Raw genomic sequence first — 343 nt, 5'->3', positions numbered from 1 at the left:
AGAGTGTAGATGGAACAACGTCTTTCTCACAAAACTTTGATTTACCTAAAGATGCAGTGCCAGCAACTCCTAAAGGAAACGCAAAAACAGTTGAAAGAACAGAGGGTACAGGTTCTCAAGAAGGAAAAATGGTACCAACAAAAGAAGGTACAGATTCTCAACCAGGATTTGAAATGGGATCCCCTGAGAAACCAGAATATGCAAAAACAGTTGAAAGAACAGAAGGTACAGATTCTCAAGAAGGAAAAATGGTACCAGCAAAAGAAGGAAATTAAATAATATATAGTTATAACGAGGAGCATCCAAAAAGTGGTGCTCTTTTTATATTATAGGGATTAACTAG

1 protein-coding gene is annotated in these 343 nt (G+C 36.7%); it reads left to right on the top strand.

The window, feature by feature from the left end:
- Positions 1-275, top strand: a 275-nt coding sequence (locus MR113_RS27580) for an alpha-ketoglutarate permease (RefSeq protein WP_242257500.1), incomplete at its 5' end; no start/stop codon positions are given.
- Positions 276-343: the final 68 nt, after the last annotated feature.

The organism is Bacillus cereus group sp. BfR-BA-01379 (assembly GCF_022663605.1).
In the GTDB taxonomy this organism is placed as follows: Bacteria; Bacillota; Bacilli; order Bacillales; family Bacillaceae_G; genus Bacillus_A; species Bacillus_A mobilis.
This window is presented reverse-complemented; position numbering and strand designations above follow the sequence as displayed.